The organism is Arthrobacter glacialis, assembly GCF_002909445.1.
GTDB classification, from domain to species: domain Bacteria; phylum Actinomycetota; class Actinomycetes; order Actinomycetales; family Micrococcaceae; genus Specibacter; species Specibacter glacialis.
In genome coordinates, this window is sequence record NZ_PPXC01000015.1 from 58,674 (window position 1) to 79,273 (window position 20,600).

At 62.5% G+C, this 20,600-nt stretch carries 22 protein-coding genes; 12 read left to right on the top strand and 10 right to left on the bottom strand.

Going from position 1 to position 20,600, the window contains the following annotated elements; genetic code table 11:
* Nucleotides 1–336, top strand: coding sequence for a 4a-hydroxytetrahydrobiopterin dehydratase (locus CVS27_RS16550; protein WP_103466947.1), 336 nt, complete (start codon nucleotides 1–3; stop codon nucleotides 334–336).
* 18 nt (nucleotides 337–354) lie between these two features.
* Here the strand turns inward: CVS27_RS16550 and CVS27_RS16555 are convergent, their stop codons facing one another.
* From CVS27_RS16555 to CVS27_RS16575, 4 genes are all read right to left on the bottom strand, one after another.
* Entirely contained in the window at nucleotides 355–1,230 is an 876-nt protein-coding gene (locus CVS27_RS16555) for a lytic transglycosylase (RefSeq protein ID WP_133162962.1), read from the bottom strand.
* A 36-nt stretch (nucleotides 1,231–1,266) separates the two neighbouring features.
* The gene (locus CVS27_RS16565; RefSeq protein WP_103466950.1) at nucleotides 1,267–1,572 is read right to left on the bottom strand and encodes a hypothetical protein; all 306 of its coding nucleotides are present in this window, start codon (nucleotides 1,570–1,572) and stop codon (nucleotides 1,267–1,269) included.
* Between the two features lie 46 nt (nucleotides 1,573–1,618).
* The gene (locus CVS27_RS16570) at nucleotides 1,619–1,843 is read right to left on the bottom strand and encodes a DUF3107 domain-containing protein (RefSeq protein ID WP_103466951.1); all 225 of its coding nucleotides are present in this window, start codon (nucleotides 1,841–1,843) and stop codon (nucleotides 1,619–1,621) included.
* A 62-nt stretch (nucleotides 1,844–1,905) separates the two neighbouring features.
* Nucleotides 1,906–2,544 (bottom strand): TetR/AcrR family transcriptional regulator, encoded by a 639-nt coding sequence (locus CVS27_RS16575; RefSeq protein ID WP_103466993.1) that lies wholly within the window; start codon nucleotides 2,542–2,544, stop codon nucleotides 1,906–1,908.
* Between the two features lie 111 nt (nucleotides 2,545–2,655).
* Here CVS27_RS16575 and moeB point away from each other — a divergent pair, with 111 nt between their 5' ends.
* Together moeB and CVS27_RS16585 are read left to right on the top strand one after the other, a co-directional pair.
* On the top strand, nucleotides 2,656–3,855 hold the full coding sequence (moeB, locus tag CVS27_RS16580; RefSeq protein ID WP_103466952.1) for a molybdopterin-synthase adenylyltransferase MoeB: 1,200 nt from the start codon (nucleotides 2,656–2,658) through the stop codon (nucleotides 3,853–3,855).
* A gap of 74 nt (nucleotides 3,856–3,929) precedes the next feature.
* Complete coding sequence (locus CVS27_RS16585) at nucleotides 3,930–4,916, top strand: SDR family NAD(P)-dependent oxidoreductase (RefSeq protein WP_103466953.1); 987 nt, start codon at nucleotides 3,930–3,932, stop codon at nucleotides 4,914–4,916.
* Nucleotides 4,917–4,997: 81 nt separating this feature from the next.
* Here the strand turns inward: CVS27_RS16585 and CVS27_RS16590 are convergent, their stop codons facing one another.
* Nucleotides 4,998–5,369, bottom strand: a complete 372-nt coding sequence (locus tag CVS27_RS16590) for a VOC family protein (protein ID WP_103466954.1) — start codon at nucleotides 5,367–5,369, stop codon at nucleotides 4,998–5,000.
* A gap of 58 nt (nucleotides 5,370–5,427) precedes the next feature.
* On the opposite strand from CVS27_RS16590, the gene CVS27_RS16595 reads away from it, so the two are divergent.
* On the top strand, nucleotides 5,428–5,853 hold the full coding sequence (locus CVS27_RS16595; protein WP_103466955.1) for a MarR family winged helix-turn-helix transcriptional regulator: 426 nt from the start codon (nucleotides 5,428–5,430) through the stop codon (nucleotides 5,851–5,853).
* Between the two features lie 444 nt (nucleotides 5,854–6,297).
* Here the strand turns inward: CVS27_RS16595 and CVS27_RS16600 are convergent, their stop codons facing one another.
* Entirely contained in the window at nucleotides 6,298–7,644 is a 1,347-nt protein-coding gene (locus CVS27_RS16600) for a glutamyl-tRNA reductase (RefSeq protein WP_103466956.1), read from the bottom strand.
* 164 nt (nucleotides 7,645–7,808) lie between these two features.
* Between CVS27_RS16600 and hemE the strand changes: the two genes are divergently transcribed.
* The 8 genes from hemE (at nucleotide 7,809) to hemL (ending at nucleotide 16,814) form a co-directional block, all read left to right on the top strand.
* On the top strand, nucleotides 7,809–8,864 hold the full coding sequence (gene hemE, locus CVS27_RS16605; RefSeq protein WP_103466957.1) for a uroporphyrinogen decarboxylase: 1,056 nt from the start codon (nucleotides 7,809–7,811) through the stop codon (nucleotides 8,862–8,864).
* Nucleotides 8,865–8,898: 34 nt separating this feature from the next.
* Entirely contained in the window at nucleotides 8,899–10,455 is a 1,557-nt protein-coding gene (locus CVS27_RS16610) for a protoporphyrinogen/coproporphyrinogen oxidase (protein ID WP_103466958.1), read from the top strand.
* Between the two features lie 74 nt (nucleotides 10,456–10,529).
* A complete protein-coding gene (gene hemQ, locus CVS27_RS16615; RefSeq protein WP_103466959.1) occupies nucleotides 10,530–11,225 on the top strand; it encodes a hydrogen peroxide-dependent heme synthase in 696 nt (231 codons plus the stop codon).
* Entirely contained in the window at nucleotides 11,222–12,403 is a 1,182-nt protein-coding gene (locus CVS27_RS16620; protein WP_103466960.1) for a ferrochelatase, read from the top strand. The genes hemQ and CVS27_RS16620 overlap by 4 nt, the downstream gene beginning before the upstream one ends.
* 17 nt (nucleotides 12,404–12,420) lie before the next feature.
* Nucleotides 12,421–13,404: a hydroxymethylbilane synthase gene (hemC, locus tag CVS27_RS16625; protein ID WP_243399859.1), complete on the top strand. Its 984-nt coding sequence runs from the start codon at nucleotides 12,421–12,423 to the stop codon at nucleotides 13,402–13,404.
* Nucleotides 13,405–13,535: 131 nt separating this feature from the next.
* Nucleotides 13,536–14,462: a uroporphyrinogen-III synthase gene (locus tag CVS27_RS16630; RefSeq protein WP_243400244.1), complete on the top strand. Its 927-nt coding sequence runs from the start codon at nucleotides 13,536–13,538 to the stop codon at nucleotides 14,460–14,462.
* 17 nt (nucleotides 14,463–14,479) lie between these two features.
* A complete protein-coding gene (gene hemB, locus CVS27_RS16635) occupies nucleotides 14,480–15,460 on the top strand; it encodes a porphobilinogen synthase (protein ID WP_103466962.1) in 981 nt (326 codons plus the stop codon).
* 46 nt (nucleotides 15,461–15,506) lie between these two features.
* Nucleotides 15,507–16,814, top strand: a complete 1,308-nt coding sequence (gene hemL, locus CVS27_RS16640) for a glutamate-1-semialdehyde 2,1-aminomutase (RefSeq protein WP_103466963.1) — start codon at nucleotides 15,507–15,509, stop codon at nucleotides 16,812–16,814.
* A gap of 285 nt (nucleotides 16,815–17,099) precedes the next feature.
* Here hemL and CVS27_RS16645 read toward each other — a convergent pair whose 3' ends face one another.
* The 4 genes from CVS27_RS16645 to CVS27_RS16660 form a co-directional block, all read right to left on the bottom strand.
* Complete coding sequence (locus CVS27_RS16645) at nucleotides 17,100–17,837, bottom strand: amino acid ABC transporter ATP-binding protein (RefSeq protein WP_103466964.1); 738 nt, start codon at nucleotides 17,835–17,837, stop codon at nucleotides 17,100–17,102.
* Nucleotides 17,838–17,840: 3 nt separating this feature from the next.
* Nucleotides 17,841–18,599 carry an amino acid ABC transporter permease gene (locus tag CVS27_RS21060; RefSeq protein ID WP_103466965.1) on the bottom strand — a complete coding sequence of 253 codons (759 nt, stop codon included), beginning with the start codon at nucleotides 18,597–18,599 and terminating at the stop codon, nucleotides 17,841–17,843.
* Nucleotides 18,600–18,602: 3 nt separating this feature from the next.
* Entirely contained in the window at nucleotides 18,603–19,538 is a 936-nt protein-coding gene (locus CVS27_RS21065) for an ABC transporter substrate-binding protein (protein ID WP_103466966.1), read from the bottom strand.
* A 365-nt stretch (nucleotides 19,539–19,903) separates the two neighbouring features.
* Nucleotides 19,904–20,590 carry a 3'-5' exonuclease gene (locus CVS27_RS16660; protein WP_103466967.1) on the bottom strand — a complete coding sequence of 229 codons (687 nt, stop codon included), beginning with the start codon at nucleotides 20,588–20,590 and terminating at the stop codon, nucleotides 19,904–19,906.
* Nucleotides 20,591–20,600: the final 10 nt, after the last annotated feature.

Consider the following 20,600-nt stretch of genomic DNA (forward strand, 5'->3'; position numbering starts at 1 on the left):
ATGGCTGCCCCGGACGATGTGCTGACCAAGACCCAGATCGACACCGAACTCTCAACACTGCCCCACTGGCGCTTCACAGGTGAGCTGCGCACTGTGCTGAAATGTCCGACGTCGGCCATCGCCTTGGACTTGTTCGCCGCCATTGGGGAGGCGGCCCAGAAGGCCAATCACCACCCGGATGTTGACTGGCGCTACGACACCTTGTTCATTTCCACCTGCTCGCACGACGCCGGGGGGCAGGTGACCGCGCGCGACGTCGCCTTGGCGCGGCGTATTTCCCTGGCTGCCACGGCGGCAGGGGCTGTGGCCAAGCCGGAGCTGATCCGCGGCGGGTAGGGGAGAGGCTCGCGGCTTTTACTTCTGAATGGGGTGCTCGCCGCTCAAACTGATGGTCTGATTGGCCTGCAGTTCACCGCTTGGATGGTCTGTGTAGGCAAACCATGCCGGGGTGCTGTTGTCGAGGGGGCGGTTGGCGTGGAGCAGCTGCACTATTTCAAGATTGAAGCGGGCGGCAACTTGGCTGTCAATATCCCCTGCCGCTGTGGTGTAGCTCAGGGGGACGTCGTTGCTGTCCGCGGTGAAGGGTCCTTGCGCGCCACGGATCGTGAGCTCATTGGGCATCAACGCGATCTTGGTGCCTGCGGGGATGGTTGAGCCTTGGGGCAGGAAGCGGTTGTAGCGCAACAAGGCTTCAGTGCTTATCCGGAACTGGTAGCCCAAACTGTCAAAAGTGTCGCCGTCGACCGTGGTGTAGAAGATCGGCGCACCTTCATGGTTTTTGACGGTGGGACCGGTCCCCGAGTTGATATCGACAGGCTTGACCTGGAGGGCAACGACGTCCTCCAGGTGCAGGAAATAGTTCACACCCACCGTGTGCACTCCAGAAACCTTGTTGGCCTTGGCCAAGTGCTGTGCACTGATGCCAAAGCGCAATTGAATGCCCTCAGTCGTATCGTCCTGAACCACTGTGTAGTTCTCCGGGACGCCACTGGCATCCAACGTGACTTGACCCATGGCGCCGGGAATCGGAGGCGACGGGCTCGGTTTCATGTCCAACGCCGCAGGCAGTGCGCCGCCCGAAGGAGCCAGACTGCCCGGTAGCGCTGCACTTTTCAAGGATGCGGTGCTGGAAGCCGATGTGCTTGGTCCCGGCTCATCCATCGCGACGGTACACGAGGTGGTCGTGAACGCAATCAGTACTGCGCTGAGAACCACAACCGAACGAGGCATCAAATTTCCCCCAATGGAAATCTCTCGAGGTGAGAGTTAGTGCATCTGCAAAATTGCCGTGGTCCTTGCCACCTGCGCGGAATGGCGGGCGCGTCCCACCAAACCGGCAGTGGCCCAGGCAGCGGCACCGCCAACGGCAATGGAAAGGACCCATGGGATCCAGGCGGTGGCGCTGTCATTGCCCAAACCAAGGGCCATGGTGATGATCCAGACAAGAAGGGACGAGGCAATGGCGGCACCTGCTGGAAGTGCTGCGCCAAAAGTGGAGCGGTACTGATCCACGGCCCACGCTATGGCGCCCAGAGCGCCAGTAGTTAGGGCAATAATGATCAAAGCAACCATGAAAATTCCGTCTCTATCTATCTGGATTTTGCGTCTTGTGGGGTGCTTAGAGCGCGCCGAAGCCTACGCTGCGAGCCTTCTCGCCACCCAATTCAACGTACCCCAGGCTGTTGCCGGGAACAATGACAAGCCGGCCCTTTTCGTCTTTAAGACGCAGATCGGTGCCTTTGGTCATTGCCTCGGAAACCAGAGCAGCGACGTCGTCCGCGCTTTGCTCGGATTCAAGGACGATTTCACGGCTGATGTGTTGGATGCCGATCTTGATTTCCACAGATGTCTCCTGGTGCAAACTAAAGGCCTAATAGATGTACCCACCACTCTAGGGGCAGGTGCCTAGGATTCCTTGGGGAAGCGGCTAATTCCGCGCCAAGCTAAACGGTAGACCAGATCGCTGGCCACATCGATGTCCAAGTCGCCGTTGGCTTCAAGCCAGTACCGGGCGCTTACCTGGGCCATGCCGGCCAGGGCGCGGCCCAAAAGCGTCGCTTCCACGGGGGGCAGCTTGGTGTCCTCGGCAATGACCTGTCCAATGGCGTCGGAGTAGTTCGCGTTGAATTTCTCCAGCCGGGCTGCCACTTCGGGGTCGTTGACAAGGTCCGATTCAAAGACAAGCCGGTGCGCCTGGTCGTCATTGGCCATGAAGAGGAAGTAGGCCTTCATGGTGGCCTGGACGCGCAGTTTGTTGTCGGTGGTGGAACTCAAGGCGGCGACCAGCATCTTGGTCAAGGATTCCAAATGGCTGTCCAGCAACGCCAAGTACAGGTCCCGCTTGCTGGGGAAGTGTTGATAAAGCACCGGCTTGCTGACTTTGGCCGTCTCCGCGATTTCATCCATGGCCGCCCCGTGATAGCCGTGGTTGACAAACACTTCCAAGGCGGAGGCCAGCAGCTGTGCCCGGCGTTCATCCCGGGGCAGCCGCGCCGGTGTGGTGCGCGGGGCGGGTGCGTCCTTGGCGGAGGATTCTAAAGTCATGATGGCAGCCTTTCTCTCCGTCACCCCATGGTTGTCCGCAGGGGTCCGGTCGAACTCATTGTACCCGCGGGTAATGCGTAGCCTGCTGCAAGCAGGACTAGATTAAAGGGTATGGTTTCCTTGATCCAACGCAATGCCTCCGCCCGCACTGTTGCCCTGGCCCCCTTGGTGGAGCCTGGCCCGCCCCTTGCTGCGCAGGAATTGGAACGGTATTCGCGCCACGCCCTCATCCCCGAGATCGGCTTGGAGGGACAGCGGCGGCTGCGAAACTCCCGTGTTCTGGTCATTGGTGCAGGCGGCCTAGGCTCCCCGGCCCTGCTGTATTTGGCCGCCGCGGGTGTGGGCACGCTGGGCATCGTGGACGACGACACTGTGGAGTTGAGCAACCTCCAACGCCAGGTCATTCACGGTGTGGGGGACATTGGCCGCACCAAGCTGGAATCGGCCAAGGACTCCATCGAATCCATCAATCCCGGTGTGAAGGTGGTGCTGCACCCGGTCCGCCTAGATGCTTCAAATGCACTGGAAATTTTTGCCGACTATGACGTAATTCTGGACGGCGCCGACAACTTCGCCACGCGCTACCTTGTCAACGACGCTGCGGCGCTGCTGGGCAAACCGTATGTATGGGGATCAATCCTGCGCTTTGATGGCCAGGTCAGCGTCTTTTGGGACAAGTTTGGGCCCAATTACCGCGATCTGTACCCCGAACCTCCCGCCCCCGGAACGGTGCCCTCCTGCGCGGAAGGCGGAGTATTCGGGATGTTGTGTGCTTCCATTGGCGCCATGATGGTCACTGAGGCCGTCAAACTCATCACAGGCATTGGCCAAACGCTGCTGGGCCGGCTCTTGATCTTTGACGCACTCACCGCCCGCTGGCGGGAAATCCGGATCGCCAAGGACCCCGAGGCTGCGCCCATCACCGAACTCATCGACTACGACTACTTTTGCGGCATCCTCGCGCCGGAGAAGAACGACGGCGATCTCATCTCAGCAGCCCAGCTCGCCAACCGACTGGCTCAGCGTGCTGCGGGAAGTACGGATTTTGTCTTGATTGATGTGCGCCAACCTGTGGAATTTGAGATCGGGCGAATTCCCGGCTCCGTGTTGATTCCCTTGGCCGGAATTAAGGATGGTTCAGCGCTGGATGCGGTGCCGCGAGGAGTGCCGCTGGTGCTGCATTGCAAGGCCGGCAGCCGCTCGGCCCAGGCATTGGCAAGCCTGCGCGAGGCAGGATATGAGGACGTGGTGCACTTGGAAGGCGGCATGGATGCGTGGCTGGCTAGCGACAAACGCGGCGCACAGGAGTAAATTGCGCCCAAGGAGTTAGATCAGAAAAGGTCCGTTCGTTGGATCAGGGCCGGCACTCAAGGAAGAGGCACGCCATGAGCCGTGTGGAAAAATTGCACACACCACAAGATCCCATCCGTTCCGGCTTTGGCCATGACAGCACAGCCGCAGCGGTGCTGGAGGGCATGGATCTATCCGGCTGCACGGCAGTGGTCACTGGTGGCTACTCAGGTCTGGGGTTGGAGACTGTCCGTGCCCTGGCAGGAGCCGGTGTGCAGGTAACTGTGCCGGCACGCCGGGCAGGTCATGCACGTGAGGTCCTGGCAGCGGCCGATCTTGGTGGCGTCAAGGTCTACGCCATGGATCTGGGGGACCAGAAAAGCGTCAAGAATTTCGCCAAGGAGTATTTGAAATCCGGGGCCGGGCTGGACATCTTGATTAACAACGCAGCCATCATGGCCTGCCCCGAAACACGTGTTGGGCCGGGTTGGGAGGCGCAGTTTGCCACCAATCATCTGGGCCATTTCACCCTGAGCAACGAGCTGTGGCCGCTGTTGGCCGATGGCGGTGCACGGGTGGTGTCGCTGACCTCCACGGGTCACAAAATTTCCGGCATCCACTTTGACGATCCCCAATTCACCACAGACTACGACAAATGGCAGGCGTATGGCCAAGCAAAGACAGCCAATAGCCTCTTTGCCGTTGAACTGGACAAGCGCGGCGCTGACCACGGCGTGCGGGCATTTGCGGTGCACCCGGGCGGGATCATGACTGAACTGCAACGCCACCTCACCCGCGAGGAGATGGTGGCCGCCGGCTGGATGAATGATGAAGGCGTTGTCCGGGAGGGTTTCAAGACGCCGGAGCAAGGTGCCGCAACGTCCATTTGGGCGGCCACCTCCCCTCTGCTGGACGGCAAGGGCGGAGTGTATTGCGAGGACTGCGACATTGCCCGGCCCACGGATCCGGAATCGCCGCTGGCCCGTTTTGTTGGGGTGGACGCGCACGCCGTCGACCCGGACAGCGCAGCCAGGCTGTGGGAACTCTCAGCAGAGCTGACAGGCGTGAACGCGCTCCCGTAGCCGGGATGGGCGACCTGCGGCACGCAAGCTTGTGCGTCAAAGGTAAGCCGTGCCGTTGCTGCCGCTCCGCTTGACCCGAGGTTAGCTGCGTGTGGCGCGATCGTGGATAGTGACTGTGTACCCGTCGGGATCCTGGAAAACGAATGTCATGCCAAACGGACCCTCGAAGGGTTCCCGAAGGATTCTCACACCAGCATCCGCGACAGTTCGGTGCAGGGTGACGGCCTCAGGATCATGCAGCCAGAGCGCAACGCCAAGGCCCAATGGGCCGGATTCGAGATCCAATCCGGGTTCGGGGTCACGAACGGCAAAGGTCGGCTGGGTGTCGAAGACGACGGCGTGTGGAGGCGAGAAAGGTGCCCTAGTCAGACCAACGGTGTTCTCGTAAAACTCCGCGGCCTTCTCGAGGTCGCGTACCTGCAGGGCAATGAAGTCGGGACCGGTGACGGCCATAGTAATTCTCCTTGTATGTCAGTTTTCTTACATTGAGAGACTATGTCAGAATTCTTACATGAGCAACCAGCAACAACAGGTCGGGTACGTGGTGAAGCAGGCGCAATCGTTGCTGCGCCTTCGAATGGAGGAGGCGCTGCACCCTTACGCCGTCACTGTTTCCCAGTACTCGTGTCTTCACCGCCTACTTCGTGATCCTGGTATCTCCGCTGCGGCGCTGGCCCGCGCCACGTTCATGACGCGCCAGTCTATGAACTCGATGCTGCAGCAATTGCTCGAACGTGGACTGGTGGATCGCCCTGCCCGCCCCGAGAGCGGTCGTGCCTTACCCACGGCACTCACGGCAGCGGGTGCTGATCTCCTCGCCGCCGCACAGGCTGACGTGGACGGAGTCGAAGAGCGGATGCTGTCGGGACTTAGCCCATCCGAGCTCATCTCGCTCACCCATGGACTCAACGCTTGTGTGAAGGCGCTGGGAGGGTGAGCTTGCCAGAAGCGCCGCCTACGGTATCGACCGCCCGTTAGCGGTTCCCTCAGGGAGGATGCCCATGCCGCAGCCCAAGATAACTTTGGTTATGCGCGTTGCTGGCATCTGGCGCTGCGCCCGTGACACAGCTGCGCCTAGCTGGCTGCCAGCCCAGCGCATAGCCAAAGACGGCGTGCTCCGAATTGGGTTTATGCGCCACGCTCGTGTCTGGGACTACGCATAAGTCTGGGCGGCCGTTGGTCACGGTGCTGCGTCTTACCATCGTTGGCAACAAAAGTGAATTGCCAGGGACCAAGCAGAGTATTCGCTTGTCACGGCTGCGGCGAAACCGCTCCAGCTACTGCGGCTCAGAGTCCAACAGGACGACGGCGTGCCAAACGGGTGAGGAGGCATGAAATTTCTTGCGCCCTCGCCCGTTTGGCACGGCGTCGAGTGCTGGCGCTAGGCGGAGACGGCGTCGGGGGCTGCTTTGGGGTCCGGGTCCCCGTCGAGGCGGTCGGCTAGGGTTGCGCCCAATGCTGCTGGTTCAATCTTGAGGCCGTACAGGACTTCCAGGGCGGCCAGGTAACTTTCGGCGTCCCCGGCTGCAGCCAGTTCCTTGGCGCGCACCGTGGGCACATGAAGCAGCTGCTTGACCATGCGGCGCATGGCAAAGGCCACCTCGTCGGTGGCGGCCGTGCAGCCGTGCTGTTTGCGGACCTTGGCGATCTCGTCGTCCAGCACACTCATGGTGTGCCGGCGAAGGGCCACAATGGCGTGGTCCAGGGAGCGGGAGTTTTGGGCCTGGGCAAAGCTTTGCGTGGCTGTGGAGACCATGGTGGCTGCCTGTGCCAGGGTGGATTCCTGTTCGGCGGGGGCTGCCTGCCGGACGGTTTCCAAGGTCAACAAGTCCACCCCGTCAAGGGTGGCAATGTCAGGGGCGAAATCGTGGGTTAAGGCCAAATCGATGACCGTGAGTTGCTGCGAATCAGTGGTGCGCAACCGGGCCAAATCATCCCGAGTGAGCTGCTGGTCCGAACCGCTGCAGCCCACCAGCAACGATGCTGAGGCCAACGCCTGCGGCAGGGAATCATCGTCCAGCGCCGTGCCGCCGCGTGAGGCCACAAACGTCTCAGCCCGGCCCGAGGATGAATATACCGAAATGTCTGTGCAACCACGCTGGATCAACTGGGCCATGGCAGCGCCGGCGTAGGCGCCCGTGCCGAACAAGACAGCGGATTTGCCAGTCAGTGACCGCGTTTCGGTGGGTTGATCGGCCAGCTCCGCGGCCAGGTCCAAGGCCACTGAAACTATCGACATTCCACGGCGGCCCAAGGCAGTTTGGGCGCCAACATCTTTGGCGGTTTTTGCTGCAGCCTGAAAGAGCCGTACCAAGGAAGGTGTTGTTACGCCCTGGGATTGGGCCTCGCTGAGCGCGCGGCGCACCTGGCCGGCAATTTCGCGTTCGCCCACCACTGCCGATTCCAAACCAGTACTTACGGCAAAAAGATGCCGGGGGACGGCGTCGCCTTCCTGGGTGGTGAGCGCCTGAGAGACCTGCGTTTCCGCCAGCCCGGAATGCTTGCTGACGGTAGCAATGACCGAACTGCGGGCAGACTCCAGATCTTGGGCACTCTGGGCGTGAACGTAGAGCTCATAACGATTGCACGTGGCCAGTGTGACCATGCCGGCAACGGCGTTTTCCTCTTGGGTCAGCTCAGCACTGACGGCCGCGGCCCCGGCGCTAAGGCGGGCAACGGTTTCCAAGTCAATGGTGGTGTGCGAGGCAACGAGAGAAAAAAGAACCACAATGGCAATATCGTAGACCTTTAAACTGGGTGTTTATACACAGGATGCCCTGAACCGTCAGCAAAAAACTGTGAGACTGCTTACGTGAGCTGCTGGTGGTGTGCTCTACTACGGTGACAGTTTGTGCACAAAATATGCCCAGATTGGCTCTGTAGGGTGGTGCCATGACACTGAGCCCGAACCACCCGTTGATGGATGGCCGCACCGCCAATTCCCCGCTGATCACCGCCTACCGTGGTGGAAAGCCCAGCCGCCGGCCTGTCTGGTTCATGCGCCAGGCTGGGCGTTCGCTGCCTGAATACCGCGAGCTGCGCGTGGGCACCACCATGCTGGATTCCTGCCTCAAGCCGGCCATGGCAGCTGAAATCACCCTCCAGCCCGTGCGCCGCCACGACGTTGACGCCGCCATCTTCTTCTCCGACATTGTGATCCCGTTGAAGCTCGCCGGTGTGGGCGTGGACATTGTGCCCGGTGTGGGCCCCGTCCTGGAGAAGCCCATTCGCACCGCCGAAGATGTGGCCAACCTGCCCGAGCTCACCGAAGAGGCGCTGGCCCCCATCCGCGAAGCCGTCGCCTTGACGGTTGCCGAACTGGGCAGCACCCCGCTCATCGGCTTCGCCGGGGCGCCGTTCACGGTGGCCGCCTACATGGTGGAAGGCCGTCCCTCCCGCGACCACCTGGGCCCGCGCACCATGATGCACGCCCAGCCCGAGGTGTGGGCTGCACTCATGAACTGGGCAGCCGACGCCTCCGGAAAGTTCCTGCGCGCCCAAATCGAAGCCGGTGCCAGCGCCGGACAGCTCTTCGACTCCTGGGCAGGGTCGCTGGGACTTGCCGACTACACCGAACACGTGGCCCCGGCGTCGTCCCGGGCCTTGGACCATGTGCGCGACCTTGGTGTGCCGCTGATCCACTTTGGCACCGGCACCAGTGAACTCCTCGGCGCCATGCTTGAGGTGGGCGTGGACGTGATTGGTGTTGACTACAGGCTGCCGCTGGATGAGGCCAACCGCCGGCTCGGTGGCAAAGTGCCGCTGCAGGGCAACATTGACCCGGCTCTGCTGAACGCTCCCTGGGAGGTATTGGAGGCACATGTGCGCGAGGTGGTCGCGGCGGGCGCCTCCGCGCCCGGACATGTGGTGAACTTGGGTCATGGGGTGCCGCCGGAGACTGATCCGGCCATTCTGACCCGGCTCGTTGAGCTCATTCACTCCATTTAGCGCCAGATTTAGCACCAGCCATTGAGGGGACACCATGGAAAACCGAAAACTCGCCGCTAAAGCCCACAGGCCGCAGCAACACCCTGCCCCCAATAGTGCAGTGGTGGTGGGCGGTGGCATCTCGGGGTTGCTGGCTGCCATGGATCTCCAAAAAGCCGGATTCCAGGTGAGTATCTTCGATGCGGCAGTCTCCTGGGGCGGCTGTGTGGGAAGCCATGAGGTGGCCGGTGTGGTGCTGGACAGTGGCGCAGAGTCGTTCGCCACCCGCAACAGTGCCGTGGCCGATTTGGCTGCCGAACTGGGGCTTGCAGAGAAGATTGTGACCCCCAATCCAGCAGGAGCCTGGGTGTGGCTGCCCGAGGGGCCCGTGCCCCTGCCCAAGACAGGCATTTTGGGTATCCCGTCGGACCTTTCAGCTCCCGAGGTGCGTGCCGCCCTGGGCGCTTCCGGCGTGTTGCGGGCAGCCCTGGATGCCAAGATGCCTGTTGCGGTGGGCACCAGCGAGCCTGTTTCCAGTGTGGCCGATCTTGTCAGGGCGCGCATGGGCAAGCGGGTGCTGGAGCGGTTGGTGGCGCCCGTGGTTGCCGGCGTGCATTCGGCCGACGCCGAACTCCTGGACGTGGACATGGTGGCGCCGGGCCTGCGGGCAGGCATTCGTGAACACGGTTCCCTCGCTGCCGCGGTGGCGGCGCAGCGGGCGGCCGGCACCAAGCCCGGATCCGCCGTGGCCGGGCTCTCCGGGGGCATGCACACGCTGGTGGCGGCCCTGGTGGGATCGCTGCGTGCCGGCGGTGTCGCCATGCATTCAGAGCACCAGGTCAAGGCCATTTATCGCGGCGACACGGAGCCCTTGAATGCCCCCTCCGCCGAGTCAACGGCTGTGCCGGCCAGGAAGTACGACGGCGGCGCCCCCAAGCGCTGGATTGTGGAGTGGGAGCGGGGTGCGGAGCGCGGATTTGCTGCCGCCAACGTTTTGGTGGTGGCCACCGACGGCCCCACGGCTGTGAAACTTTTGGGCCAGGAGCTACCCGAGCTGCTGCCGTTCGCCCCCGCCCCGGGGCCGGATATCCGCCTAGTGACACTTGTGGTGGACGTACCCGAGCTTGATTCGGCGCCGCGCGGCACGGGTGTCTTGGTGGCGCCCGGAGTTGATGGCATCGCGGCCAAGGCGCTCACCCACGCCACGGCCAAATGGGACTGGCTGGCAGCCGAGACCGGCCCCGGCACCCATGTGCTGCGGCTCTCCTATGGCCGCGCCGGGGTCAAGGCGGCCGACGCCGTCAGGCTCACGGCACGCACCCCGAACGACTCCGATCTCGTTGCCACAGCCCTTGCCGACGCGTCAGCACTGCTGGGTGTGCCGGTGGGCGAGGCGGACCTCCTGGGTGCCGACATTGTCCGCTGGCGGGGCGCCTTGCCGTTTGCCGCCGTCGGGCATCAGGGGAAGATGGCGCAGGTCCATGCCCTGGTTCAAGCCGTTCCGGGCCTGGCTTTGACCGGCGCATGGATGAGCGGCAACGGTCTGGCGGCGGTTGTGGGCAGCACCAGGCGGCAAATTCGGGCAACCGTTGACGCCGCCCTAAAGCAGTGACCTTCCTCACTTTCTACGTCATGTAGAGAAGTTCGGTTTTAGCTTTCGGGGTGCTTGGGTGCAAACTTGAACACATGAGCCACACAAACGCAGAATCTGTCACCAAAACTCCTGACGCGACACCGTTCACCCTGTGGACCGTGTTCAAGCGGACGGGCTCCTTCGCCGGCGCAGAAGCTGCCGTTGCAGAGTTTGATGAACTGGTGGCCGCCCTGGCCGCGGAAAGCATCACGCTGCGCGGCGCCTATGACGTCTCCGCCATGCGCAACGACGCAGACATCATGGTGTGGCTGGTTGGCGCCGTTCCGGAAGACCTGCAGAAGGCCATTCGCGCCATCCGCCGCACCGAACTTTTTGCCAACACCGAGATTGCATGGTCAGCCATGGGTGTGCACCGCGAGGCCGAATTCGCCAAGAGCCACGCCCCCAGTTACATGGGCCCCCACGAGCCCAAAGGCTGGGTCTGCGTCTACCCGTTCGTGCGCTCCTACGACTGGTACATCCTGCCCGCCGAAGACCGCAGCCGCATGCTCCGCGAGCACGGCATGCTGGGCCGGGAATTCCCGCAGATTCTAGCCAACACAGTCTCCGCCTTCGCCTTGGGCGACTGGGAGTGGCTGCTGGGCCTGGAAGCTGACGAGCTCACAGACTTGGTGGACATGATGCGCCACCTGCGCTATTCCGACGCCCGTCTGCACGTCCGCGAAGAAGTGCCCTTCTACACGGGCCGCCGCATCTCCTCCACCGAGATTGCCGAGGTTCTGCGATGAACGCGCCTGTTTCGACCCCCATTGCCGCGCCGGCCCAGTATGACGCCATCTTGCTTGCCTCTTTTGGCGGGCCCGAAGGCCAGGATGATGTGATCCCCTTCCTGCGCAACGTCACGCGTGGGCGCGGGATCCCGGACGAGCGCCTGGAAGAGGTCAGCCACCACTACCGCAAGAATGGCGGCATCAGCCCCATCAACGCCCAGAACCGCGCCTTGAAGGCCGCCCTGGAAGCCGAGCTGGCCGCCCGAAACATCGCCTTGCCGGTGTTGTGGGGCAACCGCAACTGGGACCCGTACATTCCCGCAGTTTTGCAGGACGCGTACGACGCCGGCCACCGCCGACTCCTGATGGTCACCACCAGCGCCTACTCCTCATACTCGGGCTGCCGCCAGTACCGCGAGGACATTGGCATGGCGCTGACGGAAACCGAACTCGACGGCAAGCTTGCCGTGGACAAGGTGCGCCAGTACTTTGACCACCCCGGCTTTGTGGAGCCCTTCATTGAGGGAACCGCCGCATCCCTGGCCAAGGTGCGCGCGGCGCTGGCCGCCGACGGCAAGTCCGCCGATTCCGTGCACGTCATGTTTGCCACGCACTCCATCCCCACCCGGGACGCCGAGGCTTCCGGCAGCTCCGAACTCGAGCTGCGCGAATTTGCCGAAAACTCAGCCTATGTGGCCCAGCACCTGGCCGCGGCTGAAGCCATCATGGCCAAGGTTGACCCCAGCCAGGAGTGGTCGCTGGTCTACCAGTCCCGTTCCGGCGCCCCGCATGTGCCGTGGCTGGAGCCCGACATCAACGATGCTCTCGCTGACTTGGCTGCTGCCGGCACACAGGGCGTTGTAGTGGTGCCGCTGGGCTTTGTCAGCGACCACATGGAGGTCCTCTGGGACCTGGACACCGAAGCGGCAGAGACGTGCGCAGAACTTGGCCTGACCTTTGACCGTGCTCCCACTCCGGGAACGCACCAAAAGTTTGTCAGCGGCCTCGTGGACTTGATCTGTGAACGAACCATTGAAAACCACATCGAGGAACGCCCCGCCATGACCAAGCTGGGTCCCTGGTTTGATGTGTGCAACCCCGGCTGCTGCGCCAACTTCCGTGGCACCAAGCCAGTCATCTCCGAAGTGGGCAGCACCGTGGGCTTGGTGGCCGCCGGCAGCGGGAATAGCCGCTAGCCGCGGCGGCAGGGATAATAAATACTGTGAAAATTGGAACCCGCGGAAGCAAACTGGCGCTGAGCCAGACCCAACAAATTACCGATCAACTCAGTGCCGTTGGCGGCTTTGAAGCAGAGATTGTACCCATCAAGACCGACGGCGACGTCCTCACGGGCCCGCTGTCACAAATGGGCGGAACCGGCGTCTTCGCCGTTGAATTGCGGACTGCTGTCCTGGATTCACGCGTGGACGTTGCCGTGCATTCCTTGAAGGACTTGCCCACGGCTGCTGTTCCGGGCCTGACCCTGGCTGCCGTGCCACAGCGGGTGGACGCCCGCGACGCCCTGTGCGCCCGCGACGGACTGAAACTGGCGGAGCTGCCTCACGGCGCCACAGTGGGCACCGGCTCACCCCGGCGCGCCGCGCAGCTGTTGGCTGCACGCCCGGATCTGGCCATCGTGGACATCCGTGGCAACGTGGACACCCGCCTGGCCCGGGTTCCAGGGCTGCCCGGCAACCCTGTCACCGACCTTGTGCCCGGCAAAACCGGCGACCTCGACGCTGTGGTTCTGGCCGCGGCCGGGCTGACCCGCATTGGCCGCCTGGACACCGTCACCGAGTTCCTCTCCTCCGAGGTGATGCTCCCGGCCCCCGGCCAAGGCGCACTCGCCCTGGAATGCCGCACCGCCGACGCTTCCCTCACCGGCATCCTGGGACAATCCCTGGCAGCCGTTGACCATCAGGACACCCGCCTGGCCATCACGGCAGAACGCGCACTCCTTGCCCGCCTTGAGGCAGGCTGCAGCGCCCCCGTCGGAGCCTTCGCCTACCGCAAGGGCTCCATGCTCTACCTCGAAGCAGTTGTTGCCTCCCTCGACGGCGCGCGCACCATGCGCGTCAAAAAGGCTACCGACGGACTCAGCAACGTTGGTGCCACACTCCTTGGCATTGAACTGGCCGAAGAGCTGCTCGCGGACGGTGCAGGGGACTTGGCAGATCTGGCCGGCTCGGCACAGTGACTGACGCCGCGGCCACCGACAAAGGCACCCTCGCGGATGGGTCAATGCCCCGCCGCCCGCTTCGCGGACGCCCGAAAGGGACCGTCCGCGGGGCCCCATCCGAGCTTGCGAGGTTGGGGAAGGACGGGAGCGTGCTCCCGCGGGGCATTGACCCATCCGCTCTAGGTGCCGAGTCGCTTGCCGTGCCGGTGGTCGACCTTGCCGGGTTGAGGGTTGCCGTTACGCGCAGCGCGGACCGGGCTGGGGCTTTTGCTGATGCACTTGCTGCGGCCGGGGCCGAGCCGGTGTTGGTGCCCGTCATCGACTTTGAAATCTCGGATAATGAGACCTTGGGGGCTGCGCTGGGCCGGCTGGCGGCGGGGGAGTACCGCTGGCTGGTGGTCAGCTCCATCACCACTGTGCGGGCCCTGAAGCAATGGTGTGAGACAGCTGGGACGTCGCTGGCGGACCTCATTCCTGCAACAACGTCAGTGGCAACCATTGGGCCCACCTCTGTTGCTGTCTTGGCGGCTGAGGGCATCCACGCCGCACTGGCTCCCACGGATCTGCAATCCGCGGCCGGGCTGGTTGAGCTGTGGCCACAAGCGCACGACGGCGGCGGGCGTGTCCTGCTGCCTCAGTCGGACCTGGCCGAACCCAGACTGGTGGAAGGCCTGAACACCAAGGGCTGGGACACCGACGTTGTCACGGCTTATCACACGGTGGACTACCCGGCCCAGGACGGCAGCCGGTTGACGGCAAGCTTGGCCCATTCAACTCGTGCAACCTCTCCACCTGTCAACTCCAGCTACGCTCTGCTCACCCCGGCCCAAGCGGCACAGGAGGTGCAGGCGGGGGTGATCCACGCCGTCGTACTGGCTTCCGGAAGTGCAGCGCGGCGGGTTGCCTCAACCATGGCTCCGCTACCGGACGGCTGCCTGGTGGTAGCCATTGGGCAGCCAACCCGGGACGAGGCCCAGCGGCTGGGCCTGCGGGTTGTGGCCACGGCCACGCACCCCACACCGGCGGGAATTGTTGCCGCACTGGCAGCAGCCCACAAGAATTTTCACACCAAGTAATTTACGGAGAATCCACAGTGAGCTTCCCCCAGCACCGTCCGCGCCGCCTGCGCACCACTGCCGCCATGCGCAATCTGGTGAGTGAGTACCGGCTGGCGCCGTCGGACTTGATTTTGCCTGTCTTCATTCGCGAGGACCTCAGCGAACCCAAACCCATCAGCTCCATGCCCGGCGTTGTGCAGCACACCACTGCCTCCCTGGTGGCGGCCGCGCGCGAGGCGCTGGCGCTGGGGCTCGGCGGCATCATGATCTTCGGCATCCCCGCCGAACGTGACGCCACAGGTTCCGCTGGGCTGGACCCGTTCGGCGTGCTGAACAAGGCCATCCGGGATGTGCGCGCGGTGGTTGGCGATGATTTGGTGGTCATGAGTGACCTTTGCCTGGACGAGTTCACCGACCACGGGCACTGTGGTGTGCTGAACGCCGCCGGCGGGGTGGACAACGACGCCACCTTGTCCATCTACGCCAAAATGGCCGTGGCCCAGGCGGCCGCCGGGGCGCACGTGGTGGCGCCGTCGGGGATGATGGACGGCCAGGTTGCAGTCATCCGCGAGTCGCTGGACGCGGCAGGCCATGCCGATGTTTCCGTGCTGGCGTACGCAGCCAAGTACGCCTCGGCGTTTTACGGCCCGTTCCGTGAGGCCGTGGATTCACAGCTTGACGGCGACCGCCGCAGCTACCAGATGGATCCGGGCAACCGCCGCGAAGCCCTGCACGAGGTTGAACTGGATTTGGCCGAAGGCGCGGACATTGTCATGGTCAAACCGGCCATGAGCTACCTGGACATTCTGGCCGACGTGGCAGCCATGAGCCCGGTCCCCGTAGCGGCATACCAAATCTCCGGCGAGTACGCCATGATTGAGGCCGCAGCAGCGAACGGCTGGATCAACCGCCGCGCAGCCATTGAAGAATCAGTGCTGAGCATCAAGCGGGCCGGCGCCAACATGATCCTGACGTACTGGGCGGCCGAGCTGGCCGGCTGGATGCGCACCAACTAACTTCCAGCAGCCTCCGGTTCGCCACTACTTATTCGAAGGACATTTCATGACCAGCTCGCAAGAACTCTTTGACCGCGCCAAGACTCTCATGCCCGGCGGGGTGAACTCGCCTGTACGCGCCTTTGGTTCGGTGGGCGGCACTCCGCGCTTCATGGTCAATGCCAAGGGTGCCTACCTCACCGACGCCGACGGCCGCGACTACGTTGACTTGGTGTGCTCATGGGGTCCGGCACTGCTGGGCCACGCCCATCCTGACGTGCTGGCGGCAGTCCACACAGCCGTGGATCACGGCCTGAGCTTCGGCGCCTCCACCCCGGCCGAAAGCGAACTGGCCGCCTTGGTGCAGGGCCGCGTGTCCGGCGTCGAACGCCTGCGCATGGTGTCCACCGGGACCGAGGCCACCATGACGGCCGTGCGCCTGGCCCGCGGCTTCACCGGCCGTGACCTGATCATTAAGTTCGCCGGCTGCTACCACGGCCACCTGGATTCCCTGCTGGCCGCGGCGGGATCAGGCCTGGCCACCCTCGCCCTGCCCGGCTCTGCTGGCGTCACGGCGGCAACCGCTGCCGAGACCCTGGTGCTGCCGTACAACGACCTGGCCGCCGTTGAAGCAGCATTTGCCGCTCACGGGGACAAAATTGCCGCCGTCATCACTGAAGCAGCGCCCGCCAACATGGGCGTTGTCACGCCGGGGGAGGGGTTCAATGCCGGACTCTCACGCATCACTTCGGCCAATGGAGCCCTCCTGATCCTGGACGAGGTCCTGACCGGATTCCGGGTTGGTGCGGCTGGCTACTGGGGCCTGACCGGTGCTTCCGAGGGCTGGACCCCTGACCTGTTCACCTTTGGCAAGGTCATTGGCGGCGGACTTCCGACGGCGGCGCTCGGTGGCCGCGCCGACGTCATGGACTATCTGGCTCCGTTGGGCCCGGTCTACCAAGCGGGCACGTTGTCCGGCAACCCCGTAGCGATGGCTGCCGGTGTTGCCACCCTGACGGCTGCTACCGCTGCTGTTTACGCCACTGTTGATGCGCGTTCCCTGGAACTGTCCACGGCCTTGTCTTTGGCTTTGGCTGCCGAGGGCGTGGATCACTCCATCCAGCGGGCCGGGAACTTGTTCTCGGTGGCCTTCGGCACTGCTGCAAACGGCGTGCACAATTATGCTGACGCGCAGGCCCAGGAAGCGTTCCGCTACGCGCCGTTCTTCCACTCCATGCTGGATTCGGGCGTATACCTGCCGCCAAGCGTGTTCGAGGCCTGGTTCCTCTCCGCCGCTCACGACGACGCCGCCATGAACCGCATTTTCGCCGCACTGCCGGCAGCGGCCAAGGCAGCAGCCGCCGCGGCGGCCTAGACCCGCAATTAAGCAACTGACCCGCAGAAGTGGTCGGAAAACGTCGCGAAATCGCGTTTTTTCGACCACTACTGCGGGTCAGTTCGTTGGGCTGTGTGCCTAAACGTGCCGCGTGAACACGGTTGCGCATGTGGGCGCCCGCCTGGGCGAGAAGATCGTCGTCGTGCTTCCGGAAGTACCACACGAGCTGCTGGAGCGCGTTTAAACAACTGACCCGCAGAAAACGCCGAAAATTCACGATTTTGACGTGATTTTCGGCGTTTTCTGCGGGTCAGTTGGAAATGATTAGAGGACGTCCGAGAGGAAGCCCTTCAGACGGTCCGTCTTCGGCTCGGTGAAGAGCTGGTCGGGCGGTCCGGTTTCAACCACCACGCCGCCGTCCATAAACGTCACGGTGTCGGAGACGTTGCGGGAGAAGCCCATCTCGTGGGTGACCACAACCATGGTCATGCCACCCTTGGACAGGTCAGTCATCAGCGCCAGCACACCCTTGACCAGTTCCGGGTCCAGAGCGCTGGTGGCCTCGTCAAAGAACATCACCTCAGGTTCCATCGCCAGTGCGCGGGCAATGGCCACGCGCTGTTGCTGGCCACCGGAAAGGTTGCCGGGGCGGGCGTCGGCTTTGTGCTTGAGGCCAACAAGGTCCAGCTGCTCCAGGGCCTTGGCGTGAGCCTGGTCCTTGGGCATTTTGCGGATCTTGCTCAGCGCCAGAGAAACGTTCTGGACCACCGTCTTGTGCGGGAACAAGTTGAACTGCTGGAAGACCATGCCAATACGACGGCGTAGCTCATCCGGGTTGTCCTTCAAGACTGAGCGGTCATCGAGGAAGATGTCGCCCTGATCCGGTTCGATCAGCCGGTTCATGACCCGCAACAGCGTTGACTTGCCCGATCCCGAGGGGCCGATCACTGACGCTGTGGTGCCCTTGGGCACGTGCAGGTCAATGCCACGCAAAACGTGGTTGGAACCAAAAGACAGGTGGATGTTCTTGGCGGTCAGGGTTCCTGAACTAAATTCACTCATGGTTTAGTGTCCCTTTCCAATAATTGCTGCTGCCTCATCGGGTTCAACCTTTTGAGTCTTGCCCTCACGCATGCGCTTGTCCATGAAGTTGACCAAGTGGGTCAGCGGTACCGTCAAGCACAGGTACAGCAAGCCGGCAGCAACCAGGGGGGACAGGTTTCCGGTGGTGGCGGCCTGGTCGTTGCCGATACGGAAGATCTCCCGTTGGCTGGCCAGCAGGCCCAGCATGTAGATCAAAGAAGAGTCCTTGATCAAGGAGATTAGCTGGTTGACAAGTGCCGGCAGAACCCGGCGGATGCCCTGAGGAATAACAATCAGCACCATGGCGGCGCTGTAGCTGAACCCCAGGGCGCGCGATGCCTCTAGCTGTCCGCTTTCAACGCTTTGAATGCCCGAACGGAAGATTTCGCCGATGTAGGCTGCAGCCATCAAGGACAACGCCAAAATACCCAAGGGGTAGGGATTGGTACTTCCGGTCAGGATGCGAACCACGGGACCCAGTCCAAGACCAATCAACAGGATGGTCAAAATGGCGGGCAGGCCACGGAAAATATCTGTATAGATCCTGGCGATCCAGCGTGGAATGGGATTCCGTGAAATGCCCATCACTGCCAGGATCATGCCCAGGACGCACCCGAAGAAGGCCGAGGAAACGGCCAAAATCAAAGTATTGGGCAAACCAACTGTGAGCATGGCGGGAATTACTTCCGCCATGGCCTCCCAGTCAAGGAACGTTTTTGCGAGCTGCTCGAGAACATCCATAGATTAGGCCTTGGGAACCGTTACTGCCTTGGAGCCCGGGGTCCAGTCTTCGGGCATGGGACGGGTCGGGTACCATTCCTTGGTCAGCTTGGACCAGGTGCCGTCGGCGATGACTGCATCCAAGGCAGAGTTCAATGCGTCAGTCAGTGCCTTGTTCTCGGAATTCACGGCGTAAGCGGTGAAGTTCTGGGTGTTGACAACTTCTTCGGCGATGGTAGTTCCGTCGCCGTCCTTCACCTGGCCGGTGGCCTGCTGGGAAGGAGCAACCCAGGCGTCAACCTGGCCGTTCTTCAAGTTGGCGTACGCCGTGTTGTAGTCGGCGAAGCGCACGGGCTCAATCTTCAAAGTATTGCTGACGTAGTCATCCTGGACGGTGCCGGTGACAACTGCAATGCGGGTGTCGGCCTTCAGATCGGCAAAGCCCTTGATGGCTGAATCGGTCTTGGCAACAACAGCCATGTAGCCGAAGTCGTAACCGTTGGTGAAGCCAACGTTCTTACGGCGTGCGTCGGTGGTGGAGATGGAGGAGGATCCGACGTCGAACTGCTTGTTCTCAACCTGAGCCAACAGCGCGGAGAAATCGGTGGACTTGAATTCAACCTTCAGGCCCAGCTTCTCGCCCATGGCGCGCAACAGCTCGTTGTCGTAACCGGTGAACACGCCGTCCTTCAAGAAGATGTTCGGCGGGGCATCGGAGAGCGTGCCAACAGAGATGGTGCCGGCAGTGACCAGGCCGAGGGCAGCCTTGTCGATCTTGTCGAGGGGAACAACGTCCGCTGTTGTGTACTTGTCCAGTGACACCTGGTCGCTGCCAGCCAGGGCATCCGTGGGCTTGGCCGAGCCGGAGTCAGTGGCAGCTCCGCCGCAGGCTGCCAGTGAGAAAGCCAGTGCAACGGCAACAGGGACCGTGGTGAGCCACTTGAGGGCTGAATTCTTCATCAAACATTCACTTTCATTGCAGGTGCCCAGCCCGAAAGACGCATCGGGCAGGGTAAGCGTAGCGTGGCGAGCGATGAAGAAACTCACAGGAGTTTCGTAGCAGAACTCGAGCCACAAAACTAAATTATGTCACCCGGCCACAAAATGTGGCAGATGCGAATATATGATTGCCCTAACCAGAATATTGCAGAACAATCTGCGATCAATGCTGTTTTTGCGACTGGCGCGGGACGCTGGCAGGGTCACATCGCTGCACGACTGACGCACCACTACGTGTCAAGTGCCGCGCTATCGATACTGTGATATAGATCATGCCTGCTGTCAATGCCTCGTACGTCCTCCGTCGTTGAGGGAAGCACTGGAGTTTAGGGCAGTACCGGCCAATCGCCCTCAATGACTGCTGCCGGATCCTTGACCCGGCGCAGATATCCCTGGAAATCAGCTGCCTGCTCCAAGGCCCAGGTGACCTGTACCGTGTGGAGATCCATGACATCAATGCGCAGCGCGCTGTATTTGGCAGCCAGGGCGTCGGCCAGCCGCAGCGTGGCTTCAGCGTCGGCGGCCGAGGTGTGGGCGGCCTCGAGCTTAATCCCGTATTCCTCGCAGAGGGCAACCAGTGTCCGGCTGCCCTTGCGGAATTTATCCAAGTGCTTGTTGCAGATAAAGGGATCAATGACGGGAGCTGCTGTGATCTGCTCCAGCCCATGCCGGCGGGCCTCATTGGCCAAGACCGTGAAGTCGTAGCTGGCATTAAAGGCAATCACGGGAATGTTGTTGGCAAAGAGTGTGGCCAGGACGGCGCCCACCTCGGCAGCCACAACAGCCGCCGGGCGCCCATGCTCGCGGGCGTGCTCGGTGCTGACCCCGTGAATGGCTGCCGCTTCCTCGGGAATCTCCATGCCCGGATCCGCAAGCCATTCATGGACGTCAACCACTGCGCCGGTCTCATCGACCACCACAATGGAGGCTGTCACAATCCGGGCGGTGCGGGGGTCCTTGCCTGTGGTTTCCAAGTCAAACGCGGCCCGGGGGTGCATGCTCCAGCTAGTCATGCTCCAACGC